Origin of the sequence: Klebsiella sp. GB_Kp047 (genome assembly GCF_040065235.1) — a bacterium.
GTDB classification, from domain to species: Bacteria; Pseudomonadota; Gammaproteobacteria; order Enterobacterales; family Enterobacteriaceae; genus Klebsiella; species Klebsiella quasipneumoniae.
In genome coordinates this window covers 169522-188278 of the sequence record NZ_JBEAJG010000031.1, presented here as the reverse complement: position 1 = coordinate 188278, position 18757 = coordinate 169522, and the positions used below count along the sequence as shown (strand labels likewise).

Sequence of the window (18757 nt, the reverse complement as noted above, 5' to 3'; positions counted from 1 at the left end):
GCTCCGTACCCGCTGCCATCGCCCGGCGGCGCTGCGCTTGCCGGGCCTACGATGTATCAGCCTGTGATAGGGACCTGTAGGCCGGGTAAGGCGCAGCCGCCACCCGGCGAAATAACGGCACAATCGTCAATTTCCCTGTTTGCAATGCGCCTGGCAGGGCTACAACTTCTATGTGATTTCCGGACAGATTGCGCTCCCGATATGTCTTCTGCGTTATGTCTTTCATGGCGCAGGGAGCGCACAGGGGGCGGCCAGTCGCCGCCGCCCCCTGTACCCCCGGGCTCCGGCCAGCAAAATCGCCGCTGCGCGGTCCCTTCGACTTATCCCTGCAGGCTTCGGGTCGGGCCGAGGCAGCGTCCCTGCAAAACACGGCCCTCAGCCCGCATCCATGCGGGCTGCCCCGGCCTTCCGGGAACGTCTCAGCGATTTTGAGGCCGTCAGCACCGGCAGTTTCAGTCGTGCAAGTGGGTAAATCAAGGACAGGTCGCACGAACCCTGTAGGCCGGGTCAGGCGCAGCCGCCACCCGGCATAAAGCGGCTCCGTACCCGCTGTCATCGCCCGGTGGCGCTGCGCTTACCGGGCCTACGATGTGTCAGCCAGTGAGAGGACCCCGTAGGCCGGGTAAGGCGTAGCCGCCACCCGGCAACATGACGGGCAGGGCGCCTGAAAGCGTGCCCGGCGGCGGCCCTTTATTCCTGATGGCGGGTGAGGTTGAGGATCTTCGCGCTGGCGCCGACCGGGAAATTGCTGAGGGCGCCGAAGTCGCTGCCCTGATAGCCCATGATCTTGCCGTCGGTGCGCATCTGCTGAAGATCGATGAGGATCACCCCCAGCGTGGGAATGATTTTCTCGCGCCAGACGAACAGATAGAGATCCTCCGCCACCTGCACGTAGTGGCAGCGGTCGACATCCGCCAGCCCCTTTTCCACGCCGTCCAGACACTGCCAGGCGTAAAAATTATCGTTGAGATAGATGTGCTCATAGCGCTCAGTCGGGCTGTAGGTGTACTGATTGCGCATGCCGACCAGCGCATCGGTAAAGCCCGGCAGCGGCCCCGGCTGCGCATCCAGGCGGGCGAAGACAAAGCGCGCTTCTACCGCGGTCAGCGGCAGGCCTCGCTCTACCCGGCTGAAAGCGTCCAGCCGCGCGGCGGCTTCGTCCGGCAGCTGGCCGTAGACCAGGGTGGCGTTGCGCTGCGTCAGGTTGCATACCGCGCTGACGCTGGCGTTATCCCGCTCCGGGTCAAGGAAGTCGATAAACAGAATATCCGGGCGCAGGGCGGTCGCCCGCCAGGGGGCGCGCTTGCCGTTCCAGCTTAGCGTCTGCTCATCTTCGATGATCAGCTGCTGCGGCTCACTTCCGGCGACATAAAAGGTAAAGCGCTCGCCTGCGGGCAGGCTGGCGGTGGCGAGTAAATTACCGTGTGGCGCAAAACCATCGGCCAGCGCGCCGACCTGGATAAATACGGCTTCTGAAGTCATAGGGGCTCCTGAACAGAGTAGGGCGTTAGGCAAACGCCAGAGTGGGAACATCGACGATACTGGCGCCGCCGTCGGCGACCAGCGTGGCGCCGCTGATGATGGCGGCCTGCGGCGAACAGAGAAACTGACAAGCCTCGGCTATCTCCTCGGGGCTGGCGGGGCGGCGCAGCGGAACGTCGCGACAGACTCGCTGATAAGCCTCAGTCAACGATAGCCCTTCCGCCTGCATCAGCGGGAGCATCTCTTCATCCGCCATCGGCGTGGTGACCCAGCCGGGGCAGACGGCGTTGGCGCGCACCCCCTGGGGACCGTAATCGCGGGCGACGGAGCGCATCAGGCCGATTAAGGCGTGTTTGGCGGTGACGTAGCCGCAGGCCTGCGGACCGGCGGCCAGCGAGGCGATGGAGGCGACAAACAGCACGTTGCCACGGCGGGTAATCAGCGAGGGCAGGCAGGCGCGAACGCTGGCGAAGGCGCTGGTGAGATTGCCGTCCAGCGCCTCGCGCCACTGGTGGTCGCTGGTCTCGGCGGCGGGGCTGTTGCCCATCCCGCCGGCGCTGCAGATGAGGACATCAACACCGCCGCTCTGGTCGAGAATGGCCGGCAACAGCCGCTGGCGCCACACCTCGCCGTCGGCGGCATCGCCCATCAGCGCCGTGGCGCCGGTCTCATCGGCGACAGCCTGCAATGGCGCCTCGCGCCGTCCGGTAATAAACACCCGGTCGCCCGCGGCGCGCATCAGCCGCGCGCAGGCGGCGCCAATTCCGGTTCCGCCGCCGGTGATCACCACGACTCTCGCCATTCGCTCTCTCCTGTAATGGGGTTTCCGATTACCTTAAAAAGCGCGTCAGCTCCCGGCTATCGCCCGGAAGAACGATAGCCGCGGGGTTAATGGATCTCGCTCACCGGGATCGCCTGCGGCGCCGGAACCGGCTTCATGGTGGCGGGATCGACCGCCAGATAGCGTCCGGTTTTGCTGTCAATACCGACGTAATCGATCATCTTGCCCTGCGCCCGGGTGACCATGGTGCGTCTGGCGAACGCCTCGTAGGCCTCGCTCATCGCTTTGACCCGATCGGGATGTTGGGCCGCGACGTCATGGGTCTCCAGCGGGTCGTCGTGCAGATTAAACAGCTGCCACGGCGCGTCACCGGCGGTGAGGCCCCGCGGCACCAGCCGCCGCAGCTTCCATTCACCATCGACCCACGCCGCCTGATGGTGCAGCTCAACGCCGTATTTCCCGCGCGGCGGCGCCTGTACTTCGCCGGTGAGATAGCGCTTAAAGCTGACGCCGATCATCGGCAACACCGGCTTCTTCGCCAGCGATTTGTTCGGATCGATACCGGCGAATTCATACAGGGTCGGCGCTACGTCGTACACCGCCATCGTCGAGGCGTCGATGTGACCATGGCGGGTGATCCCGGGACCGGCGATCATAAAGTCGGTGTTAATCCCGCCCTGGGCGCTGGTGGTCTTATGGTAGTTGGCGTAGGGGGCGTTGCTGACGTTGGCCCAGTGGGGGCCGTAGGAGACAAATGATCCTTTGCGGCCGATGTTGTCATAGCGGTTATCGAACTGCTTCCAGAATTCCGGGGTAGATTCGTAGTAGAAACCCTGCGCCGGGTTGGCGCCGTTATCGGTTAAAAAGACCAGCAGGGTATTTTTATCGCGCCCGGTCTGCTTCAGTGTTTCCATCAGGGTGCCGATTTGCGCGTCCATATTGGCGATCATCGCCGCATACACCTGCATCACTTTCGCCGTATATTTCTGCTGCTCCGGGGTCAGCGCCTCCCACTCTTTATCCAGCTCAAGGTGCGGCAGCGGGGTGTCGTCATGGATAATTCCCAGCGCTTTCAGGCGGGCGATGCGCTGGCGATAGACCTCGGCGTAACCCTGCTCATACTGGCCTTTGAAGCGCTTGATCCACTCGTCGGGGGCCTGCAGCGGGTCGTGCGGGGCGGTGAAGGCCAGCCAGGCGAAGACCGGTTGTTCCGGCGGCGTATCTTTAATCCAGCTATTCATCTGCCGGGCGTAGGCCTCGCTGGAGTAAAAATCGTCCGGCAGGGAGACGCGCTCGCCGTCGCGGGTGTAGTAGGTGTGGAAGGCTTCAACGGTCCCGAGCGGGACGGCGTCGTTAAAATGGCTGGTGCCGCCGCCCATAAAGGCGAAGGCGTGGTTAAAGCCGCGGTCCTTCGGCGTGGCGCCGGGAACAAAACCGAGGTGCCACTTGCCGGCCATCAGGGTGTTATAGCCCGCGTCTTTAAAGCGCTCGGCCATGGTGGTGACGCGGTCGGTCAGCCGCAGCTCGTAGCCCTCCTTGCCAATGGTGCTGTCGTACCACCACATACCGCCCATCCCGGCCTGCTGGTTGCTGTTACCGGTGAGCAGCATCGAACGCGCCGGGGCCGACATCGGCGAGGTGTAATACTGGCTCATGCGCATCCCCTGCTCGGCCATCGCCTGCAGGTTGGGGGTGGGGATTTCGCCGCCGAAGGGGCTGATGTCAGAGTAGCCCATATCATCGGCGATAATCACGATGACGTTCGGACGCTCTTGCTGGGCGGCGTGCGCGCCACCGGCGAGGATCACACTGACCGCCGCGGCCATGGCTGTTTTATTCACAACGGATTCTCCTGTTTCTGCGGGTATCACTTTCAGAGCAATGGGCTACGCCGGATGCGCGGCCCCGACAAACGCGGCCCGCCAGGCTTGTAGCCCTTGAAGGTCGCGGGAAAAGGGGCGCACGGGCGCCAGAATTTCGCTAAAGAAGCGGTAGTAGCCGCCGCAGAGGCGGTTGTTGCCCGCGGCGTTCAGATGCGCCGGGCAGCCGCCCTGGCAGACCATTTTGACCGCGCAGGTCTGGCATTCGCGGCGCAGGCTTTTCTGCTGACCGAAAGGCAGCTGCACCGAGGCGTCAACCGCGTGCGCCAGCGTCATGTCGTCAAGGCGGCCCAGCCGATGTTCGGCGTTGATCAGATGGTCGCAGGCGTAGAGCTCTCCGTCGGGCTCCATCACCAGATTGCTGCCGCAGCGGGCGCTGTGCACGCAGCTGCCGCTGGTGTGAGTGAAGTACTGCGCCCACGCCTGCTCGATATTGATGACGAACACCCGCCCCTTGTCGCAGCGCTTCTGCCACTGCCGCCAGATGCCGACCATAAAACGCCCCCAGTTATCGGCACTCAGCTGATAGCCCTCGCGCAACGCTGCGCCTTCGCTCATCAGCGGCTGAAACTGTAGATAGCGCGCGCCGAGGCTGACCAGCCGGTCATAAATCGCCGCCGCGTGGGCCGCCATCTCGTTATGCACCACCACCAGCAGGTTAAAATCCACCTGATGCTGGTGGAGAAAGCCGATGCCGCGCAGTGCCGCCGGCCAGCTGGCCCGGCCGCGTTTATCCGGACGATGCTGGTCCTGTAGCGCTTCGCTGCCTTCGAGGCTCAAGCCGATAATAAAGCGATGCTCGCGGAACAGCCGGCACCAGGCGTCGTTGATCAGCGTGCCATTGGTCTGCAGACTGTTGCTGATGGTGACGCCGTCGGGGGCATAACGCGCCTGCAGGGCGAGCGCTTTTTTGTAAAAGCTCAGGCCGGCCAGCAGCGGCTCACCGCCCTGCCAGACAAAGTTGATTTCCCGCGCGCCGACGGGCTGGGCCGCGATGTAGCGGCGGATAAACTGCTCCAGCCGCGCCTCGTCCATTTTGTTGACCGGCGTTTCATCCTGGGGGTAATAGCAGTAGCGGCAGGCGAGATTGCAGGCGGGGCCAATCGGCTTCATCAGAATATGAAACGGCACCGGCGAGCGCGGCTCAGCGGCCAGCGGAATTTGCTGCTGGCGCAGGGCGGCGATATTCAGCATCGGCTTATCCTCGGTTAATGACCGGCGCTGTTGCTATTATTTTGGCAACAGCGGGTCAGGCGTAATCACATGATTAAGCCGCGGCGAAAATTAATGGCATCCTGTTAAGGGTATAAGTGAAAAAAAACAGAAATCCATCGTTCTTAAGGATGAGAGAGACGCGTCCGGGATAGGGTTTTTTTATCACCAGAGGCAGGTACGCCGGGTATTAATCTTTTTTGTTTATGTTTTAACGCCGCTATCGTAAGGCATGGCGAGTGTGTTTTTTAAATGCTTTATATAACAATGCATTGCTGAAAATTTTGTAACGACTATCACATTGTTAATATGTTAATGATTGTGTTACTTAAATGTGAAATGTATGCTTCAATTATCGGTAGTCATCCATGTGTCATGCACCATCATCTCGACGGGGAGGCCCTATCATGTCTGCTTTGTTAAAAGCCAGCCGTAATGATGCGATAATAGCCCGTTGTTTACAGACTATTTCTCAGTTAATTCCACTGACTTCAGCGGTGTTTTATCGAGTAAATAACCGGTTAAAACCCGAAAACTATATTTTGCATAATATTTCCGATAATACGCACCAACAATATCTGGAAAACTTCCAGCCGCTGGATCCGCATTTACCGGCGCACTTTAGCCACCAGAACACCACCGTGGCGGCGATGACGCCGCGGCTCTGCGATCGCAACCGGCATTATTATCATGAATTTATGTTGCCGAATAACGTGCGTGACATGACCGAGATCTTTATCCGCCGCGAGCGGCGGATCATCGCTGGTATCTCGCTGATGCGCGACGTGCCTTTCTCCAGCGAAGAGCGTCATCGGGCCCAGGCGGTGCTGCCGCTGGTGGAGCTGGCGATCCGCGACTGCCTGCAGGAAGAAGATGACCTGCCCGCTATCCTGACCGCCAAAGAGCGGGAAATCGTCGGCATGGTGCGCGAAGGGGCCAGTAATAAGCTGATTGCCCGCCAGCTGGATATCTCGCTCTCGACGGTGAAAACGCACCTGCGCAATATCTTCGCCAAGACCGAAGTGGTCAATCGTACCGAACTGGTTTCCCGAACCTGGATGCCGGCTGCTCAGCGGACGCTGCATCTGTGATCTGACTTTCACATCCCGCGCGCGCCGTGGCAACACGGCGTTTTCCTGATGCCTGTGGGTATCACTCCCTGGAGGATCCTCCGGGGGGAGGCTTTTTTGACCGGAGCACGCCCTACGATGTCGAGTACACCTGTCACTGATAATGCGCTTTCCCGGCCCGCCGGGCTGGTGGTGTCCCTGCGTTTGCTGGCGGCGATTGTGATTTTTGCCGCTATTGCGCCGGGTATTCTGATGACCGCACCGGCGGTGGCGGCGCAGCTGGCCAGCGAATGGCAGCTAAAACCCGGGCAGGTAGGCTGGCTGTTCTCAGCGGAGCTGGGGGCGATGAGCCTGGCGACGCTCCCGGCGTGGTGGTGGATGAGTCGCCTCGACTGGCGGCGGGTCGCCCTGATGGCCGGGGCGGTGTTTCTGACCGCCAACCTCGCCTCGGCGGTGGTCACCCAGTATGAGACGCTGCTGGCGGCGCGCTTTATCGCCTCACTGGCGGGCGGCACGCTGATGATTCTGTGCATCAGCTGCGCGGCGGGAACGCCGAACCCGTCGCGGGTCTACGCCTTTTGGGTGCTCGGGCAACTGCTGTTGGGGATGCTTGGCCTGCTGGCGCTGCCCGGCCTGTTCGCGACCTTTGGCCTGAAGGTGGTGTATCTGATCCTCGCCGCCATCATGCTCTGCTGCCTGCCGCTGGTGTCCGCTTTCCCGCCGCGCTTTCAACCGCTCTCTGCCTCCCGCCAGCAGCCGTCGACGGCGCTGTGGCGTCAGGCGCTGGCGGTGCTGGCGGTGCTCACTTTCTATATCAGCCTCAGCGCAGTGTGGACCTTTATCGGCACCATCGGCAGCACGGCGGGGCTGAGCCCGACGCAGGTGGGGCTGGTGCTGGCGGCGGCGACGGTTTGCGGCATTATCGGCGCCGGCGGCGCGGCCTTGCGCGGCACCCGGCGCGCCGATCGCTTACCGGTGTGGCTGGGCTATGGGCTGCTGATCGTCAGCGTCGGGCTGCTGGTTGGCCAGCCGCTGCTGGCGCGCTACGCCATCGCGGCGCTGCTGTTTAAGTTCACCTGGACCTTCGTGCTGCCCTTTATTCTCGCCCGCGTCGCCGGGCTCGATAACAGCGGTCGGCTGATGAACAGCATCAATCTGGTGATCGGCGGCGGCATGGCGGCCGGCCCGGCGCTCGCGGGGGCCTTACTGCAACACTTCGCCAGCGCCGACCCGCTGCTGGCGGCGGCAGGCGTCTGCGCGCTGCTGTCACTGATTTTAATTGTGGCGGCTTCCGCCGCCGGGAAGGGTTAGCCCACGGGAGGATAGAGTGAAAAGAAAAACCGGTTTCTTCTTTGATGAACGTTGTTTCTGGCACAGTACCGGGCTGCACGCAGTGACGCTGCCGGTGGGCGGGTGGGTACAGCCACCCGCCGGCGGCGGTCATGCCGAATCGCCGGAGACCAAACGGCGGATGAAAAACCTGATGGATGTCTCCGGGCTGACGCCGCAGCTGGCGCTGCGCAGCGCGGCGCCGGCGAGCCTTTCGGACCTGCGGCGGATCCATCCCGACAGTTATCTGGAGCGCTTCAAGGCGATAAGCGATAACGGCGGCGGCATGCTCGGCAAAGAGGCGCCGCTGGGGCCGGGCAGTTATGAAATCGCCTGTCTTTCCGCCGGGCTGGCCTGCGCGGCGGTGGAAGCGGTGCTGAAGGGGGAACTGGATAACGCCTATTCGCTGTCGCGTCCGCCCGGACACCACTGCCTGCCGGACCAGTCGATGGGCTTCTGTTTTCTTGCCAATATCCCCATTGCCGTGGAGCGAGCGAAAGCGCTGCTCGGGCTCGGCAAGGTGGCGATCATTGACTGGGACGTTCACCACGGCAACGGCACCCAGCATATCTACCTGCAGCGCGACGACGTGCTGACTATCTCCTTGCATCAGGACGGCTGCTTCCCGCCGGGCTACTCTGGCGAGGAGGATCGCGGCGTGGGGGCGGGGGAGGGTTACAACATCAATATTCCGCTGCTGGCCGGCGCGGGGGATGACAGCTGGCGCTATGCGCTGGAAACCATCGTTATTCCGGCGCTGGCGCGCTTTGAGCCGGAGCTGATTATCATCGCCTGCGGCTATGATGCCAACGCCATGGATCCGCTGGCGCGCATGCAGCTGCACAGCGACAGCTTCCGGGCGATGACTGAACAGGTCCAGCAGGCGGCGGATCGCCTGTGCGGCGGGAAACTGGTGATGGTGCACGAAGGCGGCTACGCCGAATCCTACGTGCCGTTCTGCGGCCTGGCGGTGATGGAGGCTCTGAGCGGCATCCGCACCGAGGTCCAGGATCCGCTGCGGGAATTTATTCAACAACAACAGCCGCGGGCGGAGTTTGCGCAGTTCCAGAGGCAGGCTCTCGATCGGCTGGCGCAGCAGTTTGGCCTGCTATAAAACGCCTCAGCTTCCCCGCGGTGATGGCGGGGAAGTCAATGCTTTCTCTTCTACGATTTCACCGCGCATCCACTGACTTACTGCCTGATCGATCATCGCCAGCACGCTGAGCAGCAGCATCCGCTGCTGCGCTTCCAGCCGCAGATAACGGCGCAGCGGCGGCATTTTACAGACCACTTCGCTGGCGGCCCAGGGTTCAATGCTGCAGCGCCAGCCGCGACCGTTAAAGGTCAGCGAAAAGCGGCGGTAGTCCAGCTCGCTTAAGGTCTGCTGGAGATTAGGGAAACCATTGAGATAGCCGGCGAGTGCCTCGCTGCCTTTGCCGCCGATAAAGCGGATCGGCTGGCGTTTCCACCAGCCGGATTGATGGGCGCGAATTTTACCGCGTACGGGCCGGGTCACCGGCCCCTCGACGACAAACTCGCAGCTGTGAATGCTGGCCATAAACAGCCGCTTCTGACGCACGCTGAAGGTCACGGCGGTGGCGTTGTTCAAGCGCAGCAGCGCGCTGCGCTCGCTCAGCTTTTCGCAGGGCCAGCCGGCCAGATCGCGCTGCACCGCGTTCATTAACGGCGTTTCAAACCAGGGGACGGAGGACATCTGGCGTCATCTCCCCGCGGGTCTGTTTTTCGTAGTTGTTGATGGCGCGCTCCACTACCTCTTCCACCACCAGCGGCTTGAACGGATTGACGCGCTGCACGCACACCGTCCAGAACAGGGCGTAGGCGGCGGTCAGGCCGAGCATAATGCCGAACGGCACCAGCACCTGGCGACTGTCCATCCCCGGCGGGGTGATATTGACGATAGCGATGATAATGCCGACGCTGGAGATAATCTGCGGCAGTGGGAACCACGGCGAGCGGTAGGCGCGCGGCAGGTCCGGGCGGCGAATGCGCAGCATCACCACCGACAGCGTCACCAGCAGATAGGCGACGCCCCAGGCGCAGACCGCGGCGAGGATCAGCGGCACGATGCGGTCCAGATCGCCGTTCAGATACCAGGCGTGCAGGCAGGGGATCGCCACCCCGATGGCGATGGCGATTACCGGCGTTTTAAAGCGCGGATGCAGCCAGGTCAGGAAGCGGGGCAGCGCGCCGTCCAGCGCCATACCGTAGATAATGCGCGGCACGGCGGCCATCAGCGTATTGATGGTGGCGCAGCCCGCCAGCAGCAGCCCGACCCCCAGCCAGTACTGGCCGGCGTGGCCCATCACCCGCTCGGCGAAGGCCGGGATCGCCATCGGCGTATCCAGCAGATGGACGTTGTTGGCCGCGTCGAGCACGGTATTCTCCACCTGGCGGTTGATCGCCGCACCGTAGATAAACATGCAGCTGGCGACCCCCAGCAGGCCCAGCGCCATCGCCCGCGGTATGGTGCGGTGGGCCTGTTTGATCTCCGGCGCCATCGGCGTCACCAGTTCGCAACCGACGAACATAAACATCGCCATGCCGATATAGCCGAACAGGCCGTTGATATCGCTAACGTTCAGCGGCGTGCCGAACCAGCCGGAAAGATGAGTCACCGGCGCCATAAAAATGCCGCACAGGCCGAAAATGGTCAGCGTGGTCCACATGCCGAAGGTCAGCACCACTTCGACCTTGCCGAAGATTTCCACGCCGATGGCGTTCAGCAGGCCGAAAATCACCACCATGCCGACGCCCACCATCCAGGTGTTTTGGTGAGCGGCCATTTGGGCGTTGATCGATTCGAAGTTCACCAGCGCCATAATGCCCGCCAGGATCGTCTCCGCCGTCCCGGCGAAAATATGGACGATCAGATAGGCGCACAGCGCGCCGGTGATAGCGAAAAAGCGGCCCATGCCGCAGGAGATATAGTCGTACACCGAACCGGTGGTGGGAATGAGCGTCGCCGCCTCGGCAAAGGTGGTGACCTGCGCCTGCATCATAATAAAGGCCAGCAGCACCGCCAGCGCGAAGGTATCGCCGCCCATGCCGAAGCCGCTGGTCACCGTCAGGATCACCGGGCTGGCCATAATCAGCCCGACGGAGCTGGCGAGGGTGGTCGGGAAGCCGACGACGCCGCGCTCAAGATGGCTGGCAAGTCTGTTACTAAACATAGTCAACCTCTGCACAATAATGGGGTAGGGCAGGGAATAGCCAGCGCCACTCCCGGATAGTCATAATTTAGGCGGGCATCCTGCTCAACGAATATCGTCCGGAAGGTGGAGGGTGGCGCATGATTCTGTGACGCAGTCCATGAATGTGAGGGTGGATAAACAAGATGACCCCGAAAACCGGGGCCATCCGTCTTGCCACGTTGCGCCTGTTTCTGCCGGGTGGCGGCTAGCGCCTTAGCCGGCCTACGGTCCGCGCGGCCTGCCTTTAATGTATTCACCATGCTGACTGAAACTGCCGGTGTTGGCGGCCTCAAAACCCCCGGTGACGCTGCCGCTTACCGGGGCTACAACGCTGTGCGATTTGGTAGCCCGGAGAAGGCGCAATGCGCCGCCTCCGGGGCCCCCCCTGCGCCGCCGGGCAGTATCAGCGCGTTAGCGCGTCTCGACGTTCGCCAGGTAGTGCTTCACAAAGCGCGGCGTCAGGATTTTCCACTCCACTTCGGTGCCCTGTTTAACAAACCAGCTATCGCCTGGCGCAAAGCGCTGCGGTTCACCGCCGGCGACGGTCAGCTCTACTTCGCCTTCCAGCACGGTGGCGTGTTCGGTAAACGGATAGGTCATGGTAAAGCTCCCCTCAGTGGACGAAAACAGTCCGCAGGTAAAGGCATCCTGCGGCTCGCCGTAGATCATCGCCCCGGCCACCTGCGGGTCGCCGGCGGTCGGCGTCGCGCCGAGCAGGCTGACGCTGCCGATTGGCTGCAGGTCGGGCACCGGGTGTTTAAGTTTAAAAGCGTGCATAGCGTTCTCCTGGTTAACTCCGGCCTTTCCAGAAACCGGCGGTTTGATGCATCAATTTTCCGGCGGTGACCAGCAGCAGGCGCAGGCTGTCACGGCCGTGGATGGTCGCGTGGGGGATGCTGCTCAGCAGACGATAGCGGTCTGAACCGCCGTTGATCCCTTCGGCGAGGATTTTGCACACGATGTGCGATGGGGTGACGCCGAAACCGGAGTACCCCTGGACGTAAAAGACGTTGTTGTGATCGCGTAGCGTGCCGATCTGTGGAAACAGGTTGGCGCTACAGGCCATTGGCCCGCCCCAGGCGAAATCGATCTTCACATCCTTCAAATAGGGGAAGACCTCCGCCAGCAGGGTGCGGTTCCAGGCGGCGAAATCGTTCGGCGTATACTCCACAAAGCGGGTGGCGCTGCCGAACAGCAGGCGGTTTTCCCGGGTGACGCGGTAGTAGTTAATCACCGGGCGAATATCGCTGAAGGCGCCGCGCAGCGGGCTGATGCGCTCGATCAGTTCATCGGAGAGCGGCTCGGTCGATACCTGATAGGAGTAGGTGACCAGCGTTTTGTTGTAGATCTCCGGCTCCATATTGTTGAGGAAGCTGTCGCAGGCCCACAGCAGTTTGGCGGCTTTGACGCTGCCCATCGCGGTACGTACCCGCACCTGTTTGCCGTAATTCACCTCCACCACCGGCGAGGATTCGAAGATCTTCACTCCCAGCGAATGGGCGGCCTGCGCCGAGCCGAGGAGCATATTGAGCGAATGGATCTGGCCGCCGCCCATATGTTTCAGCGCGCCGCAGTAGACCTCGGAGCCCACCACCTGCTGCACCTCTTTCCCGGTATACAGCTCGATCTCTTCATCCGGGGTGGCAGCCTTAAACTCCTTCTCCCACTGGCGCAGCGTTTTCAGTTGCCGCTGGTTATAAGCGAGATAGCCATAGCCGGGGACGAAATCGGCGTCGATATTATATTTGCGGATGCGTTCGCGAATGATGCCCGCGCCAAGGTTGGCGATTTTAAACAGCGTTTCCAGCCCTTCTTTGCCGACGTGCTTTTTCACCGCTTCGATGTCGTGACCGATACCGGCCATCACCTGGCCGCCATTGCGCCCGGTGCCGCCATAGCCGAGATGGCGCGCTTCCAGCACCACCACGTTGGTGATGCCCTGTTCCGCCAGCTCAAGGGCGGTGTTAATACCGGAGAAGCCGCCGCCGATAATCACCACGTCGGCTTCAATATCTTCCCGCAGCGCCGGAAAATGGAGGTGGTATTTCTTCGTCGCGCCGTAGTAGTTCAGCGCATCGATTTTGATGTTCATCGCGTTACCCTGTGGTCTTGCCTCGCTCAAGTGCCTCATCACAGCACGCCGCGCGGGCGTTGAATATCGTCCGGAAGAATGACGTTCTTTAGAACGATAGGCGGCGGCGGGAAGCCGTGCTGTGATGGGCCAACGTTGCTGAAAAAACGGGTACTGACGATGAGCGAGATAACCTTACTGGCGGAAGTGACCGCCTTTTTACGCCAGCCGCACGGGCAGTTTATCGCCGGTGAGCGAGAGGCGGGCCGCGGCGCGCCGTTTGCGGTGATCAACCCTGCCACCGGGCGGGCGATCGCCGAGGTCACCGCGGCGGATAGCGACCAGGCGGATCGCGCGGTAGAGAGTGCCCGCCAGGCGTTTAATCAGTGGCGCGAAATGCCGACGCTGGCGCGCGGAACCTTGCTGCTGAAGCTGGCGGATGCCCTGGCTGAGCATCGCGAAGCGCTGGCGCAGCTGGAAAGTCTCTGCTCCGGCAAGACCATCACGCTGGCGCGCATGCTCGAGCTGGATCAATCGGTCGCTTTCCTTCGCTACTTCGCCGGCTGGGCGGGGAAAGTCACCGGCGAAACCCTGAATGTGTCGCTGCCGTCGATGGCCGGGGAGAAATACACCGCCTTCACCCGCCGTCAGCCGCTGGGGGTAGTGGTGGGCATCGTGCCGTGGAACTTCTCCATCATGATTGCCGTCTGGAAGCTGGCGGCGGCCCTGGTCTGCGGCTGCACCATTGTTCTCAAGCCGAGCGAGTATACGCCGCTGACGCTGCTGCGCGTGGCGGAGCTGGCGAAAGCGGTGGGTATTCCGGACGGGGTGATTAACGTGGTCAACGGCGCCGGCGGCGAGATTGCTCAGCGGCTGATTACCCATCCGGCCTGCGCCAAGGTGAGCTTCACTGGCTCGGTGGCCACTGGCGAGAAAGTCCAGCAGTCGGCCAGTGCGTCAGGTAAACGGGTGACCCTTGAGCTGGGGGGCAAAAACGCCGCGCTGTTCCTGGATGATCTGACGCCGGAGGCGATGGTCAACGGCATTCTGGAAGCCGGCTACCTGAACCAGGGGCAGATTTGCGCCGCCGCGGAGCGCTTTTATCTGCCGCAGGGTAAACTGGATGCGGTGCTGGCGCTGCTGAAAGATAAGCTCAGCGCCTTCGCGCCGGGATCGCCGCTGGATGAGCGCACGCTGATGGGGCCGCTGGCCAACCGCCAGCAGTATGACAAAGTGTTGCGGCTCATTCAGACCGCGCGCGACGAGGGCGATACCATCGTCTGCGGCGGCGAAGCCCTGCCGGGGGAGGGCTATTTCCTGCAGCCGACGGCGGTCAAAGTGCGCAGCGAAGAGAGCACCCTGATGCGCGAGGAGACCTTCGGCCCGGTGTGCAGTTTTATCGGTTATCACAGTGAAGACGAGGCGCTGGCGCGGATCAATGCCTCGCCGTATGGCCTGGCGGCCAGCGTCTGGTCGGATAATATTCGCCTGGCGCTGCGCTACTCGGAGGCCATTGAGGCCGGCATCGTGTGGGTCAATATGCATACTTTCCTCGACCCGGCGGTACCGTTCGGCGGCATGAAGGGCTCGGGCATCGGGCGCGAATTCGGCAGCGCGTTTATCGATGACTACACGGAGCTGAAGTCGGTGATGGTGCGCTATTAAGTTTTGTCGGTGGAGGTAGCCTTAACCGGGCTTCAGGCGTCTGCGTAGGCCCGGTAAGCGCAGCGCCTCCGGGCAAGGACAGCGGATGGACAGCCGCGAATGTGCCAGGCGACGACGGCGCCTTGCACGGCCTGAGTCCGTGCAAGCGAAGGTTAATGTCGCCGCCGCCATAACCCCTCGCAACTTGCGACAATCCCCCCTTAGTGATAAAAGGTGCCCCTTCGCAAAAACATACAGGGGAACGACGTGAAAGACGCGTCAACGTCGTCGGATGCCGTAGAAGAGAGCGGCCCGACGCTTCATCGCGGTTTACAGAACCGACACATTCAACTTATCGCCCTTGGCGGCGCGATTGGCACCGGCCTGTTTCTCGGCATTGGTCCCGCTATCCAGATGGCCGGTCCGGCGGTATTACTGGGCTACGCCGTCGCCGGGATTGTCGCTTTTCTGATCATGCGCCAGCTGGGCGAAATGGTGGTGGAAGAGCCGGTATCCGGCTCCTTTGCCCACTTTGCCTACAAATACTGGGGCCCGTTCGCCGGCTTCCTTTCCGGCTGGAACTACTGGGTGATGTTCGTGCTGGTGGGAATGGCGGAGCTGACCGCCGCCGGGATCTACATGCAGTACTGGCTGCCCGACGTCCCGACCTGGATCTGGGCGGCGGCCTTCTTCCTTATTATTAACGCCGTCAATCTCGTCAACGTGCGCCTGTATGGCGAAGCGGAGTTCTGGTTTGCGCTGATAAAAGTGCTGGCGATTATCGGCATGATTGCCTTTGGCCTGTGGATGCTGTTTGGCGGCCACGGCGGCAGCAAAGCCGGGTTCGACAACCTGTGGAAACACGGCGGCTTCCTCGCCACCGGCTGGCACGGTCTTATCCTGTCGCTGGCGGTGATCATGTTCTCCTTCGGCGGGCTGGAGCTTATCGGCATCACCGCCGCTGAAGCGCAAAACCCGGAAAAGAGCATTCCAAAAGCGGTCAACCAGGTGGTTTATCGTATCCTGCTGTTCTATATCGGTTCGCTGGTGGTGCTGCTGGCGCTCTACCCGTGGGTGGAGGTCAAATCCGACAGTAGCCCGTTCGTGATGATTTTCCATCATCTCGACAGCAACCTGGTGGCCTCCGCGCTGAACTTCGTCATTCTGGTGGCCTCGCTGTCGGTGTATAACAGCGGCGTGTACTCCAACAGCCGGATGCTGTTCGGCTTGTCGGTGCAGGGCAATGCGCCGACGTTCCTCGCCCGCGTCAGCAAGCGCGGCGTGCCGGTGAACTCTCTGCTGCTCTCGGGGATTATCACCTCACTGGTGGTGGTGCTGAACTACCTGCTGCCGCATGAAGCGCTGGGACTGCTGATGGCCCTGGTGGTGGCGACGCTGCTGCTGAACTGGATCATGATCTGTATGGCGCACCTGAAGTTCCGCGCCGCCCAGCGCCGCAAAGGGCGTGAATCGAAGTTTAAAGCGTTGCTGGCGCCCGCCAGCAACTACTTCTGCATTGCTTTCCTTGGGCTGATTCTGGCGCTGATGTGCACTATCGACGGGATGCGCCTGTCGGCGATCCTGCTGCCGGTGTGGATCCTGTTCCTGTTTATCGCCTTCAAACTGCTGCGCCGCCCGGCGTAAGCGAGATGCCCCGCCGTCCGGCGGGGCTGCCTGGCTTTTTATTGTGATCCTCTTCGCAGGTGGGGCATTTGCCTGGCGATCTTCTTTTTGTAATCGATTACTTTTGTTTGGAGCGATTTTGTAATCGATTACTTTTCTGAGGGCGAGCAACATGGTCACAACAACAGAAGGTCGGGAAAGTGTCCGCGTGAGCCACCGTTTTCTGGTGCCGCGGCTGTCGTTAATGATGTTTATGCAGTTCTTTATCTGGGGCAGCTGGTCGGTGACCCTGGGGCTGGTGATGACCCGCTATGAGATGTCATTGCTGATCGGCGATGCGTTCTCCGCCGGGCCGATCGCCTCCATCCTGTCCCCCTTTGTGCTGGGGATGCTGGTGGATCGCTTTTTCGCCTCGCAGAAGGTGATGGCGGTGATGCACCTGGCCGGGGCGGCGATCCTGTGGTTTGTCCCCCAGGCGCTGGTGGCGCAGAATGGCGCGCTGCTGATTGGCCTGCTGTTCGGCTATACGCTGTGCTATATGCCGACCCTGGCGCTGACCAACAATATCGCCTTCCACAGCCTGGCTAACGTCGATAAAACCTTTCCGGTGGTCCGCGTGTTCGGCACCATCGGCTGGATTATCGCCGGGATCTGCATCGGGGTGACCGGCATCTCTGACACCACCGGCATCTTCACCGTGGCGGCGCTCTGTTCGGTGGCGCTGGCGATCTACAGCCTGACGCTGCCCCACACCCCGGCGCCGGCCAAAGGCATGCCGGTTCAGTTTCGCGATCTGCTGTGCGCGGACGCCTTCGCGCTGCTGAAAACCCGCCATTTCCTGATTTTCTCCCTTTGCGCCACCTTAATTTCCGTGCCGTTAGGCACCTATTACGCCTATACCGCGTCGTATCTGGCGGATGCCGGCGTTAAGGATGTCAGCACCGCGATGTCCTTCGGCCAGATGTCAGAGATCGTCTTTATGCTGGTGATCCCGCTGCTGTTCCGTCGCCTCGGGGTGAAATACATGCTGCTTATCGGCATGGCGGCGTGGTTTGTTCGCTATGCCTTTTTCGCCCTCGGGGTCAGCGAAGAGGGGCGCTTCCTGCTCTATCTGGGTATTTTGCTGCACGGCGTGTGCTATGACTTTTTCTTTGTCGTCGGCTTTATCTACACCGACCGCGTGGCGGGCGAGAAGGTCAAAGGCCAGGCGCAGAGCATGATTGTGATGTTCACCTACGGGATCGGCATGCTGCTGGGCTCGCAGATCTCCGGCGCGCTGTATAACCATCTGGTGGCCGGCCAGAGCGTGCCGCAGGCCTGGGTGACCTTCTGGTGGATCCCGGCGGTGGCCGCCGCGGTTATCGCGCTGATTTTCCTTTTCTCTTTCCAGTACAACGAGAAAGAGCCGCACTAATTTTACAGGAGGGGGTATGAAAACGATCAAGGGACCGGGCATTTTTCTGGCGCAGTTTATCGGCCCGCAGGCGCCGTTCAACACCCTGGCGGGGATGGCGCAGTGGGCCGCCGGCCTGGGGTACAAGGCATTGCAGATCCCCTGCAACCACCCGGCGATTTTCGATGTCGAGCGGGCGGCGGCGAGCCAGACCTACTGCGACGAGGTCCGCGGCACCCTGGCGGAGCATGGGCTGGTCATCAGCGAGCTGTCCACTCATCTTGAAGGACAGCTGGTGGCGGTGCATCCGGCGTATGACGCGGCGTTTGACGCCTTCGCCCCGGCGGCGCTGCACGGCGATCCGCAGGCGCGCCAGCGCTGGGCGGTGGAGAAAGTGCGCCAGGCGGCGGTGGCCTCCGGCCGCCTGGGGCTGCAGGCGCATGCGACCTTTTCCGGGGCGCTGGCATGGCCCTTTTTTTATCCGTGGCCGCCGCATAATCAGTCGCTTCTGGATGAGGCCTTTGCCGAGCTGGCCCGGCGCTGGCGGCCGCTGCTGGACCTCTTCGACGAGCAGGGGGTCGATGTCTGCTACGAGATCCACCCCGGCGAAGACCTGCACGATGGCGTGACCTTTGAGCGTTTTCTCGCGCGGGTGGATAACCATCCGCGCTGCAATATGCTCTATGACCCGAGCCACCTGCATCTGCAGCAAATGGATTACCTGACCTATATCGATATCTATCATGCGCGTATTAAAGCGTTTCACGTCAAGGACGCCGAATTTCGCCGCAACGGGCGCAATGGCGTCTACGGCGGCTATCAGCCCTGGCAGCAGCGGGCTGGCCGTTTCCGCTCTCCCGGCGACGGGCAGATCGACTTCAAAGGGGTGTTCAGTAAGCTGACCGAATATGATTTTGACGGCTGGGCGGTGCTGGAGTGGGAGTGCTGCCTGAAGGATGCCGAGACCGGCGCGCGCGAGGGCAGCGAGTTTATTCGTCGCCATATCATTCCCGTTGCCGGACGGGCCTTCGATGACTTTGCCGCCGGTGGGAGGGAATAA

General features: G+C 61.8%; 15 protein-coding genes. 7 read left to right on the top strand and 8 right to left on the bottom strand.

Going from position 1 to position 18757, the window contains the following annotated elements; all coding sequences use genetic code 11:
* Positions 1–690 precede the first annotated feature (690 nt).
* The 4 genes from ABLV76_RS13560 to ABLV76_RS13545 all read right to left on the bottom strand — a co-directional run bounded on the left by ABLV76_RS13560 (position 691) and on the right by ABLV76_RS13545 (position 5337).
* Positions 691–1482, bottom strand: a complete 792-nt coding sequence (locus ABLV76_RS13560; protein WP_004202437.1) for a MoaF C-terminal domain-containing protein — start codon at positions 1480–1482, stop codon at positions 691–693.
* 25 nt (positions 1483–1507) lie between these two features.
* On the bottom strand, positions 1508–2284 hold the full coding sequence (locus ABLV76_RS13555) for an SDR family oxidoreductase (protein ID WP_348878352.1): 777 nt from the start codon (positions 2282–2284) through the stop codon (positions 1508–1510).
* A gap of 86 nt (positions 2285–2370) precedes the next feature.
* A complete protein-coding gene (locus ABLV76_RS13550) occupies positions 2371–4104 on the bottom strand; it encodes an arylsulfatase (protein WP_049004046.1) in 1734 nt (577 codons plus the stop codon).
* Between the two features lie 45 nt (positions 4105–4149).
* The gene (locus ABLV76_RS13545; protein WP_017900833.1) at positions 4150–5337 is read right to left on the bottom strand and encodes an anaerobic sulfatase maturase; all 1188 of its coding nucleotides are present in this window, start codon (positions 5335–5337) and stop codon (positions 4150–4152) included.
* A 425-nt stretch (positions 5338–5762) separates the two neighbouring features.
* Here ABLV76_RS13545 and ABLV76_RS13540 point away from each other — a divergent pair, with 425 nt between their 5' ends.
* The 3 genes from ABLV76_RS13540 (at position 5763) to ABLV76_RS13530 (ending at position 8868) form a co-directional block, all read left to right on the top strand.
* Entirely contained in the window at positions 5763–6446 is a 684-nt protein-coding gene (locus ABLV76_RS13540; RefSeq protein WP_004202446.1) for a helix-turn-helix transcriptional regulator, read from the top strand.
* A gap of 117 nt (positions 6447–6563) precedes the next feature.
* Positions 6564–7736 carry an MFS transporter gene (locus ABLV76_RS13535; protein ID WP_023319895.1) on the top strand — a complete coding sequence of 391 codons (1173 nt, stop codon included), beginning with the start codon at positions 6564–6566 and terminating at the stop codon, positions 7734–7736.
* Positions 7737–7752: 16 nt separating this feature from the next.
* Positions 7753–8868 (top strand): class II histone deacetylase, encoded by a 1116-nt coding sequence (locus ABLV76_RS13530; RefSeq protein ID WP_048323248.1) that lies wholly within the window; start codon positions 7753–7755, stop codon positions 8866–8868.
* Between the two features lie 6 nt (positions 8869–8874).
* Here ABLV76_RS13530 and ABLV76_RS13525 read toward each other — a convergent pair whose 3' ends face one another.
* The 4 genes from ABLV76_RS13525 to ABLV76_RS13510 all read right to left on the bottom strand — a co-directional run bounded on the left by ABLV76_RS13525 (position 8875) and on the right by ABLV76_RS13510 (position 13058).
* A complete protein-coding gene (locus ABLV76_RS13525; RefSeq protein ID WP_049116873.1) occupies positions 8875–9468 on the bottom strand; it encodes a DUF3156 family protein in 594 nt (197 codons plus the stop codon).
* Positions 9446–10945 carry an APC family permease gene (locus ABLV76_RS13520; protein WP_002892820.1) on the bottom strand — a complete coding sequence of 500 codons (1500 nt, stop codon included), beginning with the start codon at positions 10943–10945 and terminating at the stop codon, positions 9446–9448. The genes ABLV76_RS13525 and ABLV76_RS13520 overlap by 23 nt, the downstream gene beginning before the upstream one ends.
* A gap of 432 nt (positions 10946–11377) precedes the next feature.
* Positions 11378–11743: a cupin domain-containing protein gene (locus ABLV76_RS13515; RefSeq protein WP_002892824.1), complete on the bottom strand. Its 366-nt coding sequence runs from the start codon at positions 11741–11743 to the stop codon at positions 11378–11380.
* Between the two features lie 13 nt (positions 11744–11756).
* Positions 11757–13058 carry an FAD-binding oxidoreductase gene (locus tag ABLV76_RS13510; RefSeq protein ID WP_017900836.1) on the bottom strand — a complete coding sequence of 434 codons (1302 nt, stop codon included), beginning with the start codon at positions 13056–13058 and terminating at the stop codon, positions 11757–11759.
* Positions 13059–13217: 159 nt separating this feature from the next.
* Here ABLV76_RS13510 and ABLV76_RS13505 point away from each other — a divergent pair, with 159 nt between their 5' ends.
* The 4 genes from ABLV76_RS13505 (at position 13218) to ABLV76_RS13490 (ending at position 18757) form a co-directional block, all read left to right on the top strand.
* Positions 13218–14702: an aldehyde dehydrogenase family protein gene (locus ABLV76_RS13505; protein ID WP_017900837.1), complete on the top strand. Its 1485-nt coding sequence runs from the start codon at positions 13218–13220 to the stop codon at positions 14700–14702.
* A 246-nt stretch (positions 14703–14948) separates the two neighbouring features.
* The gene (pheP, locus tag ABLV76_RS13500; protein WP_032455670.1) at positions 14949–16325 is read left to right on the top strand and encodes a phenylalanine transporter; all 1377 of its coding nucleotides are present in this window, start codon (positions 14949–14951) and stop codon (positions 16323–16325) included.
* Positions 16326–16512: 187 nt separating this feature from the next.
* Positions 16513–17718: an MFS transporter gene (locus ABLV76_RS13495; RefSeq protein WP_025999301.1), complete on the top strand. Its 1206-nt coding sequence runs from the start codon at positions 16513–16515 to the stop codon at positions 17716–17718.
* 16 nt (positions 17719–17734) lie between these two features.
* Positions 17735–18757, top strand: coding sequence for a sugar phosphate isomerase/epimerase (locus ABLV76_RS13490; RefSeq protein WP_004202459.1), 1023 nt, complete (start codon positions 17735–17737; stop codon positions 18755–18757).

Excerpts from the sequence above, each read along its gene's own strand:
- ABLV76_RS13560 (WP_004202437.1), bottom strand. The coding sequence starts at position 1,482 with ATGACTTCAGAAGCCGTATTTATCCAGGTCGGCGCGCTGGCCGATGGT.
- ABLV76_RS13555 (WP_348878352.1), bottom strand. The coding sequence starts at position 2,284 with ATGGCGAGAGTCGTGGTGATCACCGGCGGCGGAACCGGAATTGGCGCC.
- ABLV76_RS13545 (WP_017900833.1), bottom strand. The coding sequence starts at position 5,337 with ATGCTGAATATCGCCGCCCTGCGCCAGCAGCAAATTCCGCTGGCCGCT.
- ABLV76_RS13540 (WP_004202446.1), top strand. The coding sequence starts at position 5,763 with ATGTCTGCTTTGTTAAAAGCCAGCCGTAATGATGCGATAATAGCCCGT.
- ABLV76_RS13535 (WP_023319895.1), top strand. The coding sequence starts at position 6,564 with ATGTCGAGTACACCTGTCACTGATAATGCGCTTTCCCGGCCCGCCGGG.
- ABLV76_RS13525 (WP_049116873.1), bottom strand. The coding sequence starts at position 9,468 with ATGTCCTCCGTCCCCTGGTTTGAAACGCCGTTAATGAACGCGGTGCAG.
- ABLV76_RS13520 (WP_002892820.1), bottom strand. The coding sequence starts at position 10,945 with ATGTTTAGTAACAGACTTGCCAGCCATCTTGAGCGCGGCGTCGTCGGC.
- ABLV76_RS13515 (WP_002892824.1), bottom strand. The coding sequence starts at position 11,743 with ATGCACGCTTTTAAACTTAAACACCCGGTGCCCGACCTGCAGCCAATC.
- ABLV76_RS13510 (WP_017900836.1), bottom strand. The coding sequence starts at position 13,058 with ATGAACATCAAAATCGATGCGCTGAACTACTACGGCGCGACGAAGAAA.
- ABLV76_RS13505 (WP_017900837.1), top strand. The coding sequence starts at position 13,218 with ATGAGCGAGATAACCTTACTGGCGGAAGTGACCGCCTTTTTACGCCAG.
- ABLV76_RS13490 (WP_004202459.1), top strand. The coding sequence starts at position 17,735 with ATGAAAACGATCAAGGGACCGGGCATTTTTCTGGCGCAGTTTATCGGC.